The organism is Staphylococcus sp. GW823-FHT05F06 (genome assembly GCF_058795495.1).
In genome coordinates this window covers 1-16,171 of the sequence record NZ_JBXAHW010000013.1, presented here as the reverse complement: position 1 = coordinate 16,171, position 16,171 = coordinate 1, and the positions used below count along the sequence as shown (strand labels likewise).

Sequence of the window (16,171 nt, the reverse complement as noted above, 5' to 3'; positions counted from 1 at the left end):
AGTCCCTCTCTTTATATTTTTCTCAATCTACAATAGACACTATAACACTAAAATATGTTAAAATCTGTACTTAGAACCTAAATAGAAAGGAAAATGTATTATGGGTAACTATTTCCCGTATGCCTTTGAAGATAAACGCTATCACACATGGAACTATCATTTAAAAAACAAGTTTGGTCAGAAAATATTTAAGGTCGCATTAGACGGAGGTTTTGATTGCCCAAATAGAGATGGTACTGTAGCTCATGGAGGTTGCACATTTTGTTCTGCAGCAGGAAGCGGTGACTTTGCAGGTAATAGAGCTGAACCAATTGAAGTTCAATTCAAAAAAATAAAAGAACGTATGCATGAAAAATGGAGTGAAGGTCAATATATTGCATACTTTCAGGCGTTTACAAATACGCATGCACCTGTTGAAGTACTAAAAGAAAAATATGAACCTGTCTTAAAAGAAGATGGCGTCGTTGGTTTATCAATCGCGACAAGACCTGATTGTTTGCCTGATGATGTTGTAGAATATTTAGATGAACTTAATCAGCGCACTTACTTATGGGTAGAGTTGGGCCTACAAACTGTGCATCAGTCAACTTCCGATTTAATAAATCGTGCTCATGATATGCAAACATACTATGACGGCGTAACAAAATTACGCAAACATAATATAAATGTTTGTACGCACATAATCAACGGCTTACCAGGTGAAAATTATGACATGATGATGGAGACTGCTAAAGAAGTCGCTCAGATGGACGTTCAAGGTATTAAAATTCATTTATTACACTTGCTAAAAGGAACGCCTATGGTTAAACAATATGAAAAAGGTATGCTCGAGTTTATGAGTCAACAAGATTATACCAATCTTGTTTGTGATCAACTTGAAGTATTACCCCCAGAAATGATTGTGCACAGAATCACTGGAGATGGACCTATAGATTTAATGGTTGGACCAATGTGGAGTGTTAATAAATGGGAAGTATTAAATGAAATTGATAATGAGCTTGCTAGACGAAACTCCTATCAAGGTAAAATGAACAAGCAGAGTATACAATCATGAAACTAGAACGTATTTTACCCTTCTCTAAATCGTTAATTGATTCTCATATTAATCATAATAGTATTGTAATTGATGCAACATGTGGTAATGGGAATGATACTGCTTATTTTGCTCAACATGTTCCAAATGGATTTGTCTATGGATTCGATATACAAGAACAAGCAATTTTGAATACGCACAAAAAAACAAAAGATTATTCGAATGTAAAATTAATCCAATCTGGTCATGAAAATGCTAAATTGCACATTCCCGCCCAACATCACGGTTGCATAGATGCTGCTATTTTTAATTTAGGTTATTTACCGAAAGGTAACAAAGAAATTGTCACTAAACCTGAAACAACAATTATGGCTATTAATGAAATCTTTGATATCTTAAGTATTGAAGGAATTATTATATTAGTTATATATCACGGTCATGAAGAAGGTAAAGTAGAAAAAGAAGCACTACTTGAATTTTTACAAAACTTTGATCAAAATAAAGCTCATATATTACAATATCAATTCATAAATCAAAAGAATAACGCTCCTTTTATCTGTGCTATTGAAAAACGTAATTAAAAAATTTATACACGTGCACGTAAAAAGAACCTGAGACAAGCAAACATTTTGTCCCAGGTTCTTTTTTAATTATAAATTTCATCACGAAGTATACCTTACTTTTAAGTGCTATTAAGTTTACTGATCCTCATAATTTTGAAAACACTCTTTAATATAGTTCAACAACTAATTCTCATAATTATACCCATGATTCAAATAAAATAATTTGTTCAGTTAAAGATTTAAAGCACGTTAAATTAAACTGCTAAAATAGATTGTAAACTAGATTGCATTGGTTCAGACTTGATTTTAATTGAGTCATCAATAAACTTTAACAAATCTTCTTTTTTAGAATTTTGCTTGTCATTAAAATGAATAATAACTGTACGTTCATCATCTTGAGGTCTTTCTTTGTAAATCCACTCAAGATTAACTAAATTATTATAAGTACGTGTACGTTTATACGGTTTAATATGAACATATTTATCCATTTCCTTTAAAGTCATTGAGCCTTTTTCCAAAAGTGTAAGTAAAATCAAAATTTCCTCTTTAGACATTCCATATTCTTCTTTGATTGTATTAAAAATTGAATCAATCTCTTTGAATAATGTCTCTAATTGTAAAATACCATAAACCCTGTTCTTTTCACTATTAGCCAAAATTAACATCTCCCAAATAAAAAATTGTGAATTCTATAAACTAACTTAACCATTTCCCCCAAATTTAATTTTACAAATAGTCAAGTTATTAAACTTTAGAATTATACCCTTTTATTTCAATAATTGAGCTACTTAAAATCAACTTTATCCGTAAAAAGATTTAAAAATGAGATTTAAAAAAATCTTACATCTAGTGCAACTCAAATTCTAACCCAAAAACTTAGCGTTAATACATATTAAAATTAAATTAATTATATAAGCAAAATATATCAATTCTACATTTAAAACGCAATAATTTTGACAAAACTTTCTATACAAATTGTTAAATATATTTTTTATTAAACCAAACTAAATATATTCTTAAAAATTATAAGAGCCCGTACAAGTTTAAGATGTACGGACTCATTACTATAGTCCCAGTATAAAACCGAGTTTCTTATTCACATTATAGAATTGTATACGAATTGATATCATTTTTCTTTCGCTCACTTAAATGTCTTCAATTTCCTCTTCATTTACTATAAAACCCATAGTATTTACACTATTATTCAAAAATGATAGAACATATCTCATCACCAAATCGCGTTCAGGTTCATTATGTATTTCATGATATAATCCATCCCAAACTTTAAAGTACATCTCTTTCGACTTTAATTTATCTTTCATTTCATTAATAGATTGAGTTTCTAAAATTTTATCATTGGTACCATACATTATCAATGCTGAAATAGGTTTAATATCTCTGATATGATCCATTGTTTCTTTCATCTTTTCATTTATAAGGTTATACCAACTATATGTTACCTTTTTAAGCATTAGTCCATCATTTGCTGTTTCTTCAATAATTTCATCATTACGTGTTAAATCTTGAGGAGTTATACCAACTTTAAATCTAGTATCTTTAGAAATTTTACCAACATTAGAAATCAATTTATTTTTGCGCCCTTTATAGTCTCTCTTTAGTTCTAACATAGGTGAAAATAACAAGATACCCTCAATAGGTAATTCTGTTTTCTCAAGCAGATTTAAAATGATGAGACCACCTAGTCCCACACCTAAAACAAATGTTGGAATTTTATATTCATTAGCTATTTTTATCCACTCTAATATATTTTCATGATACGTATTAAAATCATCTATTTGTCCCTTTTGAGCTCGTGAAGTTTGCCCTTGTCCCGGTAAATCGCCCATGATAACGTGATAACCATTTCGTCTTAACATCGTGATAACATATGCATATCTACCTGTATGTTCTAAAATATTATGAGCAATGACAACAACGCCTTTTGCGTCATTTTCTGTTTCCCACTTCCACATTTTCTAATTGCCCCTTTTTATATGTTCTTTATTAATATAATTATAGCAAACCAAACATATTGAATGCTATTTTAAGTGAAATTTGATAGATATTTAAATATTTTCTTTAACTCTTCAAATACATCTAAAAGTAAAAATACTCTTTAAGTGTTCATGATCTTTATGTAAACGCTTTCTTAAACTTAATTTTCATGATACACTATTTAAAAATATCATAGTCTAGTATAACGGAGGTATTGCATATGTCCTTATTTAAAGATTTTTTCATTGCGTTATCTAATCATACATATCTTAATAAAATAGCTAAAAAGATGGGACCTCAAATGGGAGCAAATCGTGTAGTCGCAGGAAATACGATTCATCAATTAATTGAGACTATACAATATTTAAATGATTATAATATTTCAGTTACTGTCGACTCATTGGGTGAATTTGTTAATACTAGAGAAGAAAGCATTAAAGCTAAAGAAGAGATTTTAGAAATTATCGATGCAATATATAGCAATAATGTTAAGGCACATATGTCAGTCAAGATAAGTCAACTTGGAAGTGAGTTTGATTTAAATCTTGCTTATGAAAACATGAGAGAAATTTTACTTAAAGCTGATAAGAATGGGAAGATGCATATTAATATTGATACAGAGAAGTACGATAGTCTTTCTAAAATTCAACATATTATTGATAGATTGAAAGGTGAATTTAAAAATGTGGGTACAGTCGTTCAAGCCTATCTGTATGAAGCCGATGATATAATTGATAAATATCCTGAATTACGTTTGAGACTTGTGAAAGGTGCTTATAAGGAAGATGCGTCAATCGCTTTTCAATCAAAAGAAGAAATTGACGCAAATTATATTAGAATTATAAAAAAACGACTACTAAATTCAAAGAACTTTACATCGGTGGCTACCCATGACAATGAAATAATCAACCAAGTCAAACAATTTATGAAAGAAAATCATATCAGCAAAGATAAAATGGAATTTCAAATGTTGTACGGTTTCCGCACGGAATTAGCACAAAAAATAGCTAATGAAGGTTATTTTTTTACAGTTTATGTACCATACGGTAATGATTGGTTTGCGTACTTTATGAGAAGACTAGCAGAACGGCCTCAAAACTTGTCATTAGCTATAAAAGAATTTACTAAACCCAAAATCTTAAAAAAGGTAACCTTGGGTATAGGTATATTTGCAACTTTATTGACGTCTCTTATTCTTGGCATTAAAAGACATAAAAAATAAAGAGGCTGGGACATAATTCCCTAGCATAATAGCCAGTAAATGAGTTTTCACGACATGTAAATGATATTGTAGAAACAATTCCCGATACTGAATTCGATGAATTCAGACATCATCGTGGCTTAATATAAGAAAAGTAACAGCTCAACGAGCTGAAAATAATCAAAAAAATTATAGAAAAAGACAATTTCTATATTATTTCAATAGAAATTGTCTTTTTTTACTTATCTTGAACCTTTTTGTCCCAGCTTCTTTATTTTTTAATTGATTTGCTTAATTAGATTAGCCATTTCGATTGCACTAACTGCTGCTTCTGAACCTTTATTTCCAGCTTTAGTACCAGCTCTTTCAACTGCTTGTTCAATACTTTCAGTTGTTAGAACTCCAAAAATCACCGGAGTATCTGAAATGTCGTTTGCTTTAGAAACACCTTTAGCTACTTCATTACATACATAGTCATAATGTGAAGTTGCGCCTCTAATCACACATCCTAATGTTATCACAGCATCATATTCACCTTTTTGAGCTAATTTTTTTGCAACGAGTGGAATTTCGAATGCGCCAGGCACATAAGCTACATCAATATTTGTATCTTCTACTTCATGACGAATAAGTGTATCTTTAGCCCCTTCAAGTAAACGTGTAGTAATAAAATCATTAAATCTACTAACAACAATCGCAATTTTTAAATCCTTACCAACTAATTTACCTTCAAAATTCATTTTCGAGTCCTCCTATATTAAATGTCCCATTTTATTTTTTTTAGTTTCCATATAACTATGGTTATATTGTGTTTCTGGAACGATAAGTTCAATTCTATCTACGATCTCAATGCCGTAATCTTCTAAACCTTCAAATTTTTTAGGATTATTGCTGAGCAAGTTAATTTCACTTATATCAAAATACTTTAATATTTCAGCTGCAACATGATAATCTCTCAAATCCTCATCAAAACCAAGAGCAAGATTTGCAGTAACTGTATCATAACCTTTTTCTATCAACTCATATGCGCGCAACTTATTAATTAACCCTATTCCTCTACCTTCTTGAGGTAAATAAATAATCATTCCACCATGTTCGTCAATATATTTCATTGACGCTTCAAGTTGTGCCCCGCAATCACATCTTTGACTATGAAAAATATCCCCAGTCAGACAAGCAGAATGCATACGTACATTAGGATTGCTTTTTAAATCTCCTTTAACAATAGCAACGATTTCTTCATCGCTATAATCCGTTGTAAATCCATACATATCAAAATGACCAAAATCTGTTGGCATCTTGACCTTTGCCTTAAGATTAACATTAAGTTCAACAGCCTTACGAAAAGCAACCAAACTTTTTATAGTAATCATTTTTAAATGGTGGCGTTCTTTAAATGACTGGAGATCTTCACCCTTAGCCATTGTCCCATCATCATTCATAATTTCGCAGATTACTCCAGCTGGTTGTGCTCCTGTTAACCGTGCCAAATCTACGGCAGCTTCAGTATGACCATTACGTGTTAACACACCATTCTCTTTTGCTATAAGTGGAAATAAGTGCCCCGGACGATGAAAATCTTCAGGATTAGTATTTTCATCTATGAGTGCTCTAGCCGTTTGTGTACGTTCATGTGCACTGATTCCTGTAGTAGTTTTATAATGATCAATGCTTACAGTAAAATGTGTGCCATAAATATCAGTGTTATTTTGCTCCATAGATTGTAGTTTTAATCTTTCAGCTATAGATTTATCAATTGGTGCACAAATCAGACCACGACCCTCTCTAGCCATAAAATTAATGGTATTATCATCCATCCATTCCGTAACAGCTACAAGATCTCCTTCATTTTCTCTATCTTCATCGTCAACTACAATAATGCTCTCTCCATTTCTTAAAGCCTCTATAGCCAACTCAATTGTATCGAATTGCATGTTATATTCCTCCTAAAAACCAAATGCTCTAAGCTTTTCTTCTGTTAACTGCGATTGATTTTGATTCATGATGTTTTCAACATATTTGAATAGTACGTCAGACTCCAAGTGCACTTTGTCGCCCACTTTTTTAGATGAAAGAATAGTAGATCGACGTGTTTCTGGTATAAGATGTATATCAAAAGTATAATCATGTAAATCAAATACAGTAAGACTAACTCCGTCTACAGTTATAGAACCTTGCTTTACCATTTGATTCAAAATGTTTTTAGTTGTTTTAATAGAAATAATTTTTGAGTTAGCAGTTTCATTGATTTTAGAAATTGTTCCAAGCTCATCAACATGACCTAACACGAAATGTCCACCAAATCTCCCACTTCCACTCATGGCTCTTTCGAGATTAACTTCTGTATTACGTTGAACACTTCCAAGATATGTTTTGTTTTCAGTCCCTTTGATGACTTGAACTGAAAAACTTGAGTCAGTGAAATCTATCACAGTTAAACATGCACCGTTAACACTTATTGAATCACCAATATGCATATCAACTAAAATGTTTTGTGCTTTAATTTCAAGCGTTCTTACTGATTGCTCAGAGCGAACTTGTTGTACAGTACCTATTTCTTCAATGATACCTGTAAACATAGACATTCACTTCTTTCGTAATTTCAATTTTAAATTTTGATTAATTAACTTGGAATCAACAATTTCAAATTGAGTTGCTTCAGGCAAATCAATGACCTCGTCAGTCTTATAAAATTGATGTTTGCCAGAACCACCAATTAATTTCGGGGCTATATATAAAATGAGTTCATTTAGATGTTTGGATTGGAGAAATTGAGATGTAATATTTGGGCCTGCCTCGACTAGCAGTTTCCCAATACCTCTTTGATATAAGTCTTGTAATATTGTCGTTGTATCACAATTACTTATATTTATTATTTTAATAAAACTTTTATTTGTTTTTAATTTTTCATTTTCAGTGTAAATCCATATCTCCGATGCAGTATCTTTAAATATTTGTTGATTAAAATCGAGTTGACCTTTCTTAGAAAGAATAACTCGAATCGGATGCTTTCCATCAGGAACCCTGGTTGTATACAATGGATTGTCTGCTTCAATGGTTCTACGCCCAGTAATAACTGCATCATGCTCATGTCTTAATTGATAAACATCTTCTTTAACTTCTTTGTTTGTTATCCACTTACTTTCATTAAAGTCTGTTGCTTGTTTACCATCTAAACTAGATGAGACCTTTACAGTTACTTCTGGAACTTCGTTTCTTTTAGCAGTAAAAAAGTCACGGTATAATGCAGCTGCATTTTCATTATATTGAAATTCAACCTCTATACCAGCTTCTCTCAGAATCTCGTCACCCTTACTTACTAAAGTAGTATCTTTAACAGCATAGATGACCTTAGATATGCCCGCTTCAATGATTTTATCCACACAAGGTGGCGTTGAACCATGGTGTGTACAAGGTTCTAATGAAACGTATATGGTAGCACCTTGGGTATTTAAACCTGCCATTTCAATAGCCTGTACTTCGGCATGTTTATCTCCCTTTTTTAAATGTGCACCTAAACCTACAATCCTACCGTTTTTAACAACAACGGATCCTACTGGTGGATTAACACCTGTTTGTCCATTTACCATTTTTGCTAATTGAATAGCATCATCCATAAATCTACTCAATTGATCACCTCAAAAAAACCTTATACCTATACTGTAGGCATAAGGAGATATCTATATCTTTAAATAAGCCTATTAGCATACTTAAAATTGCACATAAGTATACAATACGCTTATCATAACTACACGAATTTGTGTAAGTCGATAATTCAACTTCTTTCTCCCATCCAGACTCTAACTGTCGGCTCTAGATTCACACTAGATCAGCCACTAACATCAAAAACAATATTAGTGGGTCGCAGGCTCAATTTACTGCCGGTTGGGAATTTCACCCTGCCCCGAAAGAAATATATGAAATTGTTATGATTAATTGAGTCCAGTAGTTCTTCACTACATTGTAAATCTTACTATATTTAAATTTAAAATACAATTTTATAGCTTACTTTATTAAATGATTTTATGAGAATATATTAAACTCACAAACACGCTTAATGCATATTACTTATTTCTATTTTCCTGTGTTATATATAATTGAGATACTGTATCAACAACTTGATTAACAATCATCTTTACGCCATTTCTAAGTTTATTGACACCGTTGGTCATTTGTCCAATTGCAATCACATTTTTTAAGGTTCCATATCTAGGGCTTATGACTTGATTTGTTTCTGGGATAATTTGAATGCCACCCATAGGATGACGTTGAACAATTTGTCTATTTTCTAAGTTTAAAATTAATTGATCATCCTCATCTAATTGAGAAAGATGTGTTTTAGAGCCCGTTGCATTAATAACGATGTCAAACAACTCATAATTTTGCGTAGTGTCGTTATACTTCAACATAAATTGATTATTTTTATGGACTATGTCTTCTAGCCCTTTCTTAATGACAAGTTCATTATTCTGTATTAACTTGATAAGTAAACGAGCTGTTCTAGGAGGCATTGGATTAGAATTTAACTGAATAATTTTAGTGTATTTACGATTAAAAGTTTCTTGATCTTTAACGCTCAAACTATTCCAAATCCAGTTTAAATTTTCTTTTAAATGTTCAATGATACTTTGGAATATCCCCATTTCTTCTTCATGATTTAAATCATACTCCAAGTCTTTGACATGGTTTCCGGTTCTACGATAAATAAGTTTTTTAAAATCTATTCCATAATCTTCACATTCTTTTAAAAATAATGAAACTACTTTTTCTAATGGTACATTACCAAAGTGATTTTTCATAATTCCATTAAATCGTGATTTAGTTAAATGCGTAAACTGAATTTTAGTCATTTTCCCTCTAACACTTGGCAATGCTGCAGAACGACTTGTCATAGTAATGGGTAAAGATGGATGATGTGCAGCTACATATCTCACAGCATCTAAACTAGCCAACCCTGTTCCAATAATCACGATTCGATCTGAATCTTTAACATTATCAAGTGTATGATATGTAGGATACGGCGTTTGTATATAGCCTTTAGTTCCCTTCAAATCATAAGGGTCATGGTAACTAAAAGTTCCAAAAGTTAAAAATAAATAATCGTATTCACGCCATTCTTTTTCATCATCACATGTACATACATGATATTTTAAATCTGTGTCATCAACATCGGATTGTGTAAAAATTTCTTGTACTTTATCATTGATAATAGTTAAATTATCAAATTGGTCATTATAATAAGATAAATAAGACTTCATATAATGACCAAATACAAATCTAGGCAAATATTGAGGATTACTAAAATTAAATTCCGTCTGATTTTGATACCACTTCCAAAACTCTTGATCATCATCAAGATTTAAGCTCATGGATTTTGATGGCATGTTAATAAGTAGTTCGCTACTATCATTTTGAAATGGAACACCTTGGCCCATATTTCTATCATCGTCATATACATCTACTTTTAATTGAGAAAAGTTTTCATGTTTAACGAGTTGGCGTAACACACTTACACCAGCTGTTCCCATACCTATTATTGCTACACGCATGTAAATCATCCTTATGTATTTATTATTAGTAGTTACGTTTTACTGTACACTTTTTCACTTTATCTATATTACCTATTTGATTGACTTTTAATCTTAAAATAGTATGCTAAAATTTATTTGAGGTGAAGCTTATGAAATTTATAGTTAAAGTTTTAATTGCTTTTGCAGTTCTGTTTACAATACTATCGCGAAAAAACAAAGCTGAATAATTTAACATTTAATCCAATAAATTAAAAACACCACTATAAAACTATTGAGAGTTAACTATTGCTTAAATCTAAATTAATTTTAATTAGCACGATTAACTTCACAACTTTTATTAGTGGTGTTTAGTTTAACTATTTAATTTATTTTTGGTGTTTATCGTCATCTTTATAAACATATAATTTGAAGTATTTACCTTCTGTTTTCATGTTCTTGTAGAAATCTGCAATGATATTCGCGTTACTTTCAGCCCATTTTATATCAGTAGCATATTGGTGTTCACCCGGGTTTTTAGGGTTCCATCTCATACTATAAAGTGTATTTTGATCGTCATGAGATAAGAAATGCTTATGAATAAAATCAGCGCCACCATAAATAGCTTTTTGTGGTGTGTCCCATCCATGTTTTTTAGCATATTCGGCACCTGTTTTAATAGGGTCACTATCTAATGCACCAACACCATAGAAATTGTAATATTTTTTACCATCTATTTCTACACCATTAGCCAGTTCACTTTTAGCTGCGCCTGTTTCTAATAGAGCATGAGAAATAAGATATACTTCATTGACATGTTTAGACTTTGCAGCATTAATAAAATCATCTGTATGTTTTAGTAGTACTGGTCTATCAAACAACATGCGTTTAATTCTGTTTTTATCAATGCCTTGATACTTAGACAAATCTAAAAATTGATATTTTTGTTTATCATCATCTATGAATTTACTACTATCCATAGCTTCTTTAATTTCTGTACCAGACGCATCACGCCAAGCTGTATTTGCTTTGTTAGATACTTGTTGGCTCGTATAATTGTGTATTTGCTTTTTAGATGCTTTATCTAAAGTTTTATCTAATTTTTCAACCTTTTCAACTGGTTTGACATGTTTGAAAAATATTTGATCTGAAATCATTGAAAAGAAGATAAAACCTGTAACAACAAATACAATTAGCAAACCTATGATAGCTAATATTGAGCCTTTCTTGTGCTTAGTCATATTCACACCTCTTAGGTCATTGTTGTTAAACTAGTCATTCTATTACGATAATCAAGTTTAACATTATTCAAACACATTCACAATTTGAAACTTCTTTTGTTACAAATTCATAAATAAATGGTAATCAAATTGAAATTTAAATAAATAGGTTACACGTTGCACATATTAAAATAATAAGACAAGAATCGAAAATTTTTAATGCCAAATGAATGTTTTATAAATTGACAAAACTTAAAAATTTCATTAATTATTATTAAACAACAATATTAACCCTTATTTTTATGGCAATTAGATTTAAATTTTAAATCATTTAAATATTATAGTGTTGAATAGGTTTTATAAACTCAAATTTAGTCACTATGGTGACACTCTAAATATTAGTTCTTATAATTCATCATTATGAAACTTACAGCTTGTGATCTATTTTTATAATAGTATTGATTCAAATCTATAGTTCCTTCAATTTCACCTTCACGGTATTTCATCTCATTGGTGAAATTATTAATCATCACAAAATCAGATCGATCTCTAATAATATCCAAATCATCATTTCTTGCAAAAAAGTGCTCGAGATTTAAATGTGCATAATCCATAAAAGTTCCTCCTTTTTACTCAAAAAGTATTTATGTTGAAAAGCCAAGTTAGCGTGCAAATAAAACACTTATTTTTACATATTAATAAAGTCTATGACTACTATTTAACACCTATTGCTTCAATTACGCAAATGATTATTTTCAAACAATAAGTTAACTTCTATTTATCCGGAAATCATTTTATGTGCACAAATAGGAGTTAATTAAATGTCATTTGAGGAAGCATATAAAAAATACAACAATATCATACATTATTTGTTAAAAAGTTATCAAATCACTTATAATTATGATGAATTTTATCAACAAATGCTCATTAAAATGTGGCAACTTACACTCGATTTTGATGAACAACAATCTTCTTCTTTTAAATCTTATCTATTTATACGCCTAAAATTCTATCTTATAGATTTATTTAGACAAAAAGACAATACGCTTAATATATGTAGCATTGACGCCCTTTCAGAACTTTCTCCGTCATTTTCAATCAACGAAATCGATTTACTTATTAAAGATATTTCACAACAGTTACTTCCACGCGAACGAGATTGGTTAACCTTATATTTACAAGGATACAAACAATATGAAATTTCCCAAATTTTAGATTTTTCACTTACAACGATTAAAAAAATAAAATCTAACGCAATACGAAAACTACGTCGTTATTTAAATTCATCTACAAAGGATTGACATCTATGAAATGTATATCAACGCATTCACTTTTATATATTCAAACTGCGTTTTCAACAAATGTTGAAACCTATATTCAGTATGAACATTACGCTATTCATTTACCATGTACACCTGAAAAAACATTACATTATTTATTGGAATTACATCAAAAATCCTATCATAATCAATGTATGTTATCTAAAAATATTTTAAACATTAAAAAATTCATACCTATCTATATTAATGAGGAAACCATATTATTTCCAGTTACGCAAAAACGTGCACCGATTAAATATTTTATCAATGCACGAAATATTATAGGAATTCATTCTTCAATTCATACCACAATGATTGTTTTTGAAGATGGTACGACTATCGAACTGAACATCCCCTATACACTTGTAACAAAAAAATGGCAAGAAAGTCTTACCGTAGGTCATATCATAGAGAAAACTACCTTTTATTAAATTTATATTCTAAAAGCTTCTTAGTAAACAATGCAGTCGTATGTTTAATAGCATATAAACTAGCAATCATTATAATTATCGCGACAATCAAAACAGTTAATATAACAAAAACTGATAAATCAATATTTGGGTTGATATAGGCATGCACGATAGCTAAGCTGGCCACTAACCCTAAAATAAAGAGTCCGAGCAAAAATGCATAAGCTAAAACCATACAAATTAAAAGTACGAACACATGAGAAGTCGATTTTTTCTTATGATTAAATATAAATTTCTTTAAATATTCATTTGAAAATCTTATTGGCTTATTGGTATCAATACTTTTATTCTGATCAACTGAGTCAATATATTTGTTAAGTGCATTCTTCTCTTTAGCATTTAAAAACCATAATTGCTTATTTACTCTTTTGATGAATTCATTTTTACTCATTTGATAGGTACCTCTTTTCAGAATTAGTCATATTTATCAATAGTAAATGAATTAAACTATTCTTTCAAATCTTCTTATATAACTAAAATAAAACAGCAATCTAGTGAAATAAATCCACTTAATTGCTGTTTTTTTTAATTTATAAAATTGACAAACCGGAACTTTGAATGTCTTTGGCAAAACCTTTGACTGTATCTACTGAAAGTTCTCCTATATCCCGGCCTAAATTGTTATTAACCTTTTTTACAACATCAGCTGGGCAAGTAATAATATCAGCTCCAATTTCATCAGCTTGGATTACATTATATACTTCACGACAACTTGCCCATAATAATTGAACGCCTTCTTTACTATGAGTTACCTTAACTGATTCTTTCATCAAAGGAAGTGGATCAACCCCAGTATCTGCAATGCGTCCTGCAAATACTGACACATATGTTGGCACACCTTCAGTTACAGCGTCAGTAATTGCTTTTACTTGCTCTATAGTATAGACAGCCGTGACATTCAACCTTACCTGTTTCGATGATAAACGTTTAATTAATGGTAGTGTAGACTCACCAGTTGTTGTAACAATAGGAATTTTTACAAATACATTATCACCATATTGTTTTAAAATCTCAGCTTCTTTTTCCATAGTAGGTAAATCGTCAGCAAACACCTCAAAAGAAATTGAAGCGTCGGGTATTTCACTAACCACTTCCTCTGCAAAAGCTTTATAATCAGTTACACCCGCTTTAGCCATCAAGCTTGGGTTCGTTGTAAAACCATCAACGAGTTGATTCTTATATGCTGATTTCATTTCTTCAATATCTGCACCATCCGCAAACACTTTAACATTTAATTTTGTCATGTCATTTCTCCTCCTGAACGTGAAAGGTCAATACTATCAATTATATGTATAGAATTGATTATTTGTATGTATATCAGACTAAAACTAGGGATAGCGATTTATTATCACGTTTTAAATTTAAAAATTTTATAACTTATTTATAACATGACCTTGAAATGTAAGCGAATTATTTGCTTTAATTTTAAATATACTGTTTAAAATGGAATGAAAATTACTATGTTTAAGTTTAATAAATATGATAGTATATTGTAATAATGTTTATCTAGGAGGCAGTTTATGGCTCGGTCAAAAAAGTACTTTTATCTTAGTCTATTAATGATAATTTTAAGTTTTTTCTTTAATACCAATAATTCATTATTGAGTAATATATTTCAATCGTTTATGAAAATTGTTGTAGTTACAAGTATCGTTAATATTATAATACTTATTTTATCGATTGTTTTTGCCGATAAATCTATAAAGTATGCTAAGGAAAGTTCAGATTGGATTAGATTTGCAAGCAAAATATTACCATTGATTATTTTAATCACTATTATTATCCATATTCTTTCATCTTTACATACTTTTGGTTACATTTTTAAATAATAATAATCAACTCTTTTATATTTTGAGGTGAAATATAGATGCAATATCTATATATTTTTGTAGGTGGTGCTTTAGGTGCATTGATAAGATTCTGTTTATCAATGCTTAATGAAGGTTCAACCATTCCGTTGGGGACATTTGTTGCAAATTTATTAGGTGCTTTTTTAATGGGTAGTATCGGCGCATTAAGCCTTTCACTTTTTAAAACTCATCCTAACATAAAAAAAGGGCTTACTACTGGTTTACTTGGTGCGTTAACTACCTTTTCAACATTTCAATTTGAACTTGTAACACTATTTAATCAGCATCATTTTATACTATTTACTATATATGGTGTGACGAGTTATATTCTAGGAATACTAAGCTGTTACCTCGGTGTCAAAATAGGAGGTAGATTTTCTTGATTACTATTTTGCTCGTTATGTTAGGTGGAGGAATAGGTGCTGTACTTAGAGCCCTTATCACAAATATATGCCAACGCTTATTCAATAGTAAAATTCCTATTGCAACATCTATAGTAAATATTACAGGTAGCTTAATTATCGGGTTTATGATGGGACACGCACTCGATAGCCATCATATGTTTCCTTTCTTTGTTACAGGTGTTCTCGGAGGTTTAACTACTTTTTCAACATTATCATCTGAACTTGTTAATATGTTAAGCCCTCAATTTAAACCAATACGTTTTGTAGTTTATTCCCTATTACAATTTATTTTAGGTTTCATTGCTTGCTTTTATGGATATCGCATCTAATATTAAAATAACTTTTACTAACGGTTATATTAATTTATTTCATAGATTATGATTTCTATTTGTATCTTGAATTTTCTTATTAATTTAGAAGCTCAACGAAACTAAATCCTTATTAAGGTCCTCAAGCTATCATGACAACTAGAATCATTGTAGTTAAAATAATAAACATATTCTCAACTCAACGATGTTGTACCAATATATAATAAACATACTAAGATTAGCTATGAAGAAATCTATGACGATAGATTTTTTCATAGCTATTTTTTATAGTTATAGAGAG

The 16,171-nt window shown here is 30.4% G+C and carries 19 protein-coding genes and 1 riboswitch; of the genes, 8 read left to right on the top strand and 11 right to left on the bottom strand.

Features of this window, described 5'->3' with window-relative positions; translation table 11 throughout:
- The first annotated feature begins 100 nt into the window (after positions 1 to 100).
- Positions 101 to 1,054: a tRNA modification radical SAM protein MnmL/YtqA gene (gene mnmL / locus AC1Q7N_RS09030; protein ID WP_002485800.1), complete on the top strand. Its 954-nt coding sequence runs from the start codon at positions 101 to 103 to the stop codon at positions 1,052 to 1,054.
- Positions 1,051 to 1,614 (top strand): tRNA 5-(aminomethyl)-2-thiouridylate-methyltransferase MnmM, encoded by a 564-nt coding sequence (mnmM, locus tag AC1Q7N_RS09025; protein WP_001830894.1) that lies wholly within the window; start codon positions 1,051 to 1,053, stop codon positions 1,612 to 1,614. Before mnmL ends, mnmM begins: the two co-directional genes overlap by 4 nt.
- A 236-nt stretch (positions 1,615 to 1,850) precedes the next feature.
- On the opposite strand, the gene AC1Q7N_RS09020 is transcribed toward mnmM, so the two are convergent.
- Both AC1Q7N_RS09020 and AC1Q7N_RS09015 read right to left on the bottom strand, forming a co-directional pair.
- Complete coding sequence (locus tag AC1Q7N_RS09020; protein WP_001830809.1) at positions 1,851 to 2,252, bottom strand: SarA family transcriptional regulator; 402 nt, start codon at positions 2,250 to 2,252, stop codon at positions 1,851 to 1,853.
- 489 nt (positions 2,253 to 2,741) lie between these two features.
- The gene (locus AC1Q7N_RS09015) at positions 2,742 to 3,569 is read right to left on the bottom strand and encodes an alpha/beta fold hydrolase (RefSeq protein ID WP_001830886.1); all 828 of its coding nucleotides are present in this window, start codon (positions 3,567 to 3,569) and stop codon (positions 2,742 to 2,744) included.
- Positions 3,570 to 3,811: 242 nt separating this feature from the next.
- On the opposite strand from AC1Q7N_RS09015, the gene AC1Q7N_RS09010 reads away from it, so the two are divergent.
- Positions 3,812 to 4,813, top strand: coding sequence for a proline dehydrogenase family protein (locus AC1Q7N_RS09010; RefSeq protein ID WP_002485797.1), 1,002 nt, complete (start codon positions 3,812 to 3,814; stop codon positions 4,811 to 4,813).
- A 257-nt stretch (positions 4,814 to 5,070) separates the two neighbouring features.
- Here AC1Q7N_RS09010 and ribH read toward each other — a convergent pair whose 3' ends face one another.
- The 7 genes from ribH to AC1Q7N_RS08975 form a co-directional block, all read right to left on the bottom strand.
- Complete coding sequence (gene ribH / locus AC1Q7N_RS09005) at positions 5,071 to 5,532, bottom strand: 6,7-dimethyl-8-ribityllumazine synthase (RefSeq protein ID WP_002456446.1); 462 nt, start codon at positions 5,530 to 5,532, stop codon at positions 5,071 to 5,073.
- A 12-nt stretch (positions 5,533 to 5,544) separates the two neighbouring features.
- Positions 5,545 to 6,726: a 3,4-dihydroxy-2-butanone-4-phosphate synthase gene (gene ribB / locus AC1Q7N_RS09000; protein WP_002485748.1), complete on the bottom strand. Its 1,182-nt coding sequence runs from the start codon at positions 6,724 to 6,726 to the stop codon at positions 5,545 to 5,547.
- 12 nt (positions 6,727 to 6,738) lie between these two features.
- The gene (locus tag AC1Q7N_RS08995) at positions 6,739 to 7,371 is read right to left on the bottom strand and encodes a riboflavin synthase (RefSeq protein ID WP_002467848.1); all 633 of its coding nucleotides are present in this window, start codon (positions 7,369 to 7,371) and stop codon (positions 6,739 to 6,741) included.
- Positions 7,372 to 7,377: 6 nt separating this feature from the next.
- Positions 7,378 to 8,421, bottom strand: coding sequence for a bifunctional diaminohydroxyphosphoribosylaminopyrimidine deaminase/5-amino-6-(5-phosphoribosylamino)uracil reductase RibD (gene ribD / locus AC1Q7N_RS08990; RefSeq protein ID WP_002494782.1), 1,044 nt, complete (start codon positions 8,419 to 8,421; stop codon positions 7,378 to 7,380).
- A gap of 148 nt (positions 8,422 to 8,569) precedes the next feature.
- Positions 8,570 to 8,708, bottom strand: a riboswitch (FMN riboswitch).
- 148 nt (positions 8,709 to 8,856) lie between these two features.
- A complete protein-coding gene (locus AC1Q7N_RS08985; protein ID WP_002484471.1) occupies positions 8,857 to 10,341 on the bottom strand; it encodes an FAD/NAD(P)-binding protein in 1,485 nt (494 codons plus the stop codon).
- Positions 10,342 to 10,688: 347 nt separating this feature from the next.
- A complete protein-coding gene (sagB, locus tag AC1Q7N_RS08980) occupies positions 10,689 to 11,540 on the bottom strand; it encodes a peptidoglycan release complex glucosaminidase SagB (RefSeq protein WP_001830727.1) in 852 nt (283 codons plus the stop codon).
- 377 nt (positions 11,541 to 11,917) lie between these two features.
- Positions 11,918 to 12,133, bottom strand: a complete 216-nt coding sequence (locus tag AC1Q7N_RS08975) for a hypothetical protein (RefSeq protein ID WP_002456441.1) — start codon at positions 12,131 to 12,133, stop codon at positions 11,918 to 11,920.
- A gap of 207 nt (positions 12,134 to 12,340) precedes the next feature.
- Here AC1Q7N_RS08975 and AC1Q7N_RS08970 point away from each other — a divergent pair, with 207 nt between their 5' ends.
- Positions 12,341 to 12,820, top strand: coding sequence for a sigma-70 family RNA polymerase sigma factor (locus tag AC1Q7N_RS08970; RefSeq protein ID WP_002484457.1), 480 nt, complete (start codon positions 12,341 to 12,343; stop codon positions 12,818 to 12,820).
- 5 nt (positions 12,821 to 12,825) lie between these two features.
- The gene (locus AC1Q7N_RS08965; protein WP_001830734.1) at positions 12,826 to 13,269 is read left to right on the top strand and encodes a competence protein ComK; all 444 of its coding nucleotides are present in this window, start codon (positions 12,826 to 12,828) and stop codon (positions 13,267 to 13,269) included.
- Here AC1Q7N_RS08965 and AC1Q7N_RS08960 read toward each other — a convergent pair.
- Together AC1Q7N_RS08960 and AC1Q7N_RS08955 are read right to left on the bottom strand one after the other, a co-directional pair.
- Complete coding sequence (locus tag AC1Q7N_RS08960; protein ID WP_002467846.1) at positions 13,256 to 13,699, bottom strand: hypothetical protein; 444 nt, start codon at positions 13,697 to 13,699, stop codon at positions 13,256 to 13,258. The two genes, AC1Q7N_RS08965 and AC1Q7N_RS08960, sit on opposite strands and share 14 nt — an antisense overlap.
- 139 nt (positions 13,700 to 13,838) lie before the next feature.
- Positions 13,839 to 14,552, bottom strand: a complete 714-nt coding sequence (locus tag AC1Q7N_RS08955) for a transaldolase (protein WP_002484454.1) — start codon at positions 14,550 to 14,552, stop codon at positions 13,839 to 13,841.
- Positions 14,553 to 14,828: 276 nt separating this feature from the next.
- Here AC1Q7N_RS08955 and AC1Q7N_RS08950 point away from each other — a divergent pair, with 276 nt between their 5' ends.
- The 3 genes from AC1Q7N_RS08950 to AC1Q7N_RS08940 are packed head-to-tail and all read left to right on the top strand — an operon-like array spanning position 14,829 to position 15,891.
- Entirely contained in the window at positions 14,829 to 15,137 is a 309-nt protein-coding gene (locus tag AC1Q7N_RS08950) for a hypothetical protein (RefSeq protein WP_002446728.1), read from the top strand.
- A 38-nt stretch (positions 15,138 to 15,175) separates the two neighbouring features.
- Positions 15,176 to 15,541 (top strand): fluoride efflux transporter CrcB, encoded by a 366-nt coding sequence (gene crcB, locus AC1Q7N_RS08945; RefSeq protein ID WP_001830726.1) that lies wholly within the window; start codon positions 15,176 to 15,178, stop codon positions 15,539 to 15,541.
- Complete coding sequence (locus AC1Q7N_RS08940) at positions 15,538 to 15,891, top strand: fluoride efflux transporter FluC (RefSeq protein ID WP_001830729.1); 354 nt, start codon at positions 15,538 to 15,540, stop codon at positions 15,889 to 15,891. The genes crcB and AC1Q7N_RS08940 overlap by 4 nt, the downstream gene beginning before the upstream one ends.
- The last annotated feature ends 280 nt before the right edge of the window (positions 15,892 to 16,171 follow it).

Coding starts and splice junctions, on each gene's coding strand:
- mnmL (WP_002485800.1), top strand. CDS start 101: ATGGGTAACTATTTCCCGTATGCCTTTGAAGATAAACGCTATCACACA.
- mnmM (WP_001830894.1), top strand. CDS start 1,051: ATGAAACTAGAACGTATTTTACCCTTCTCTAAATCGTTAATTGATTCT.
- AC1Q7N_RS09015 (WP_001830886.1), bottom strand. CDS start 3,569: ATGTGGAAGTGGGAAACAGAAAATGACGCAAAAGGCGTTGTTGTCATT.
- AC1Q7N_RS09010 (WP_002485797.1), top strand. CDS start 3,812: ATGTCCTTATTTAAAGATTTTTTCATTGCGTTATCTAATCATACATAT.
- ribH (WP_002456446.1), bottom strand. CDS start 5,532: ATGAATTTTGAAGGTAAATTAGTTGGTAAGGATTTAAAAATTGCGATT.
- ribB (WP_002485748.1), bottom strand. CDS start 6,726: ATGCAATTCGATACAATTGAGTTGGCTATAGAGGCTTTAAGAAATGGA.
- AC1Q7N_RS08995 (WP_002467848.1), bottom strand. CDS start 7,371: ATGTTTACAGGTATCATTGAAGAAATAGGTACTGTACAACAAGTTCGC.
- AC1Q7N_RS08985 (WP_002484471.1), bottom strand. CDS start 10,341: ATGCGTGTAGCAATAATAGGTATGGGAACAGCTGGTGTAAGTGTGTTA.
- sagB (WP_001830727.1), bottom strand. CDS start 11,540: ATGACTAAGCACAAGAAAGGCTCAATATTAGCTATCATAGGTTTGCTA.
- AC1Q7N_RS08975 (WP_002456441.1), bottom strand. CDS start 12,133: ATGGATTATGCACATTTAAATCTCGAGCACTTTTTTGCAAGAAATGAT.
- AC1Q7N_RS08970 (WP_002484457.1), top strand. CDS start 12,341: ATGTCATTTGAGGAAGCATATAAAAAATACAACAATATCATACATTAT.
- AC1Q7N_RS08965 (WP_001830734.1), top strand. CDS start 12,826: ATGAAATGTATATCAACGCATTCACTTTTATATATTCAAACTGCGTTT.
- AC1Q7N_RS08960 (WP_002467846.1), bottom strand. CDS start 13,699: ATGAGTAAAAATGAATTCATCAAAAGAGTAAATAAGCAATTATGGTTT.
- AC1Q7N_RS08955 (WP_002484454.1), bottom strand. CDS start 14,552: ATGACAAAATTAAATGTTAAAGTGTTTGCGGATGGTGCAGATATTGAA.
- AC1Q7N_RS08950 (WP_002446728.1), top strand. CDS start 14,829: ATGGCTCGGTCAAAAAAGTACTTTTATCTTAGTCTATTAATGATAATT.
- crcB (WP_001830726.1), top strand. CDS start 15,176: ATGCAATATCTATATATTTTTGTAGGTGGTGCTTTAGGTGCATTGATA.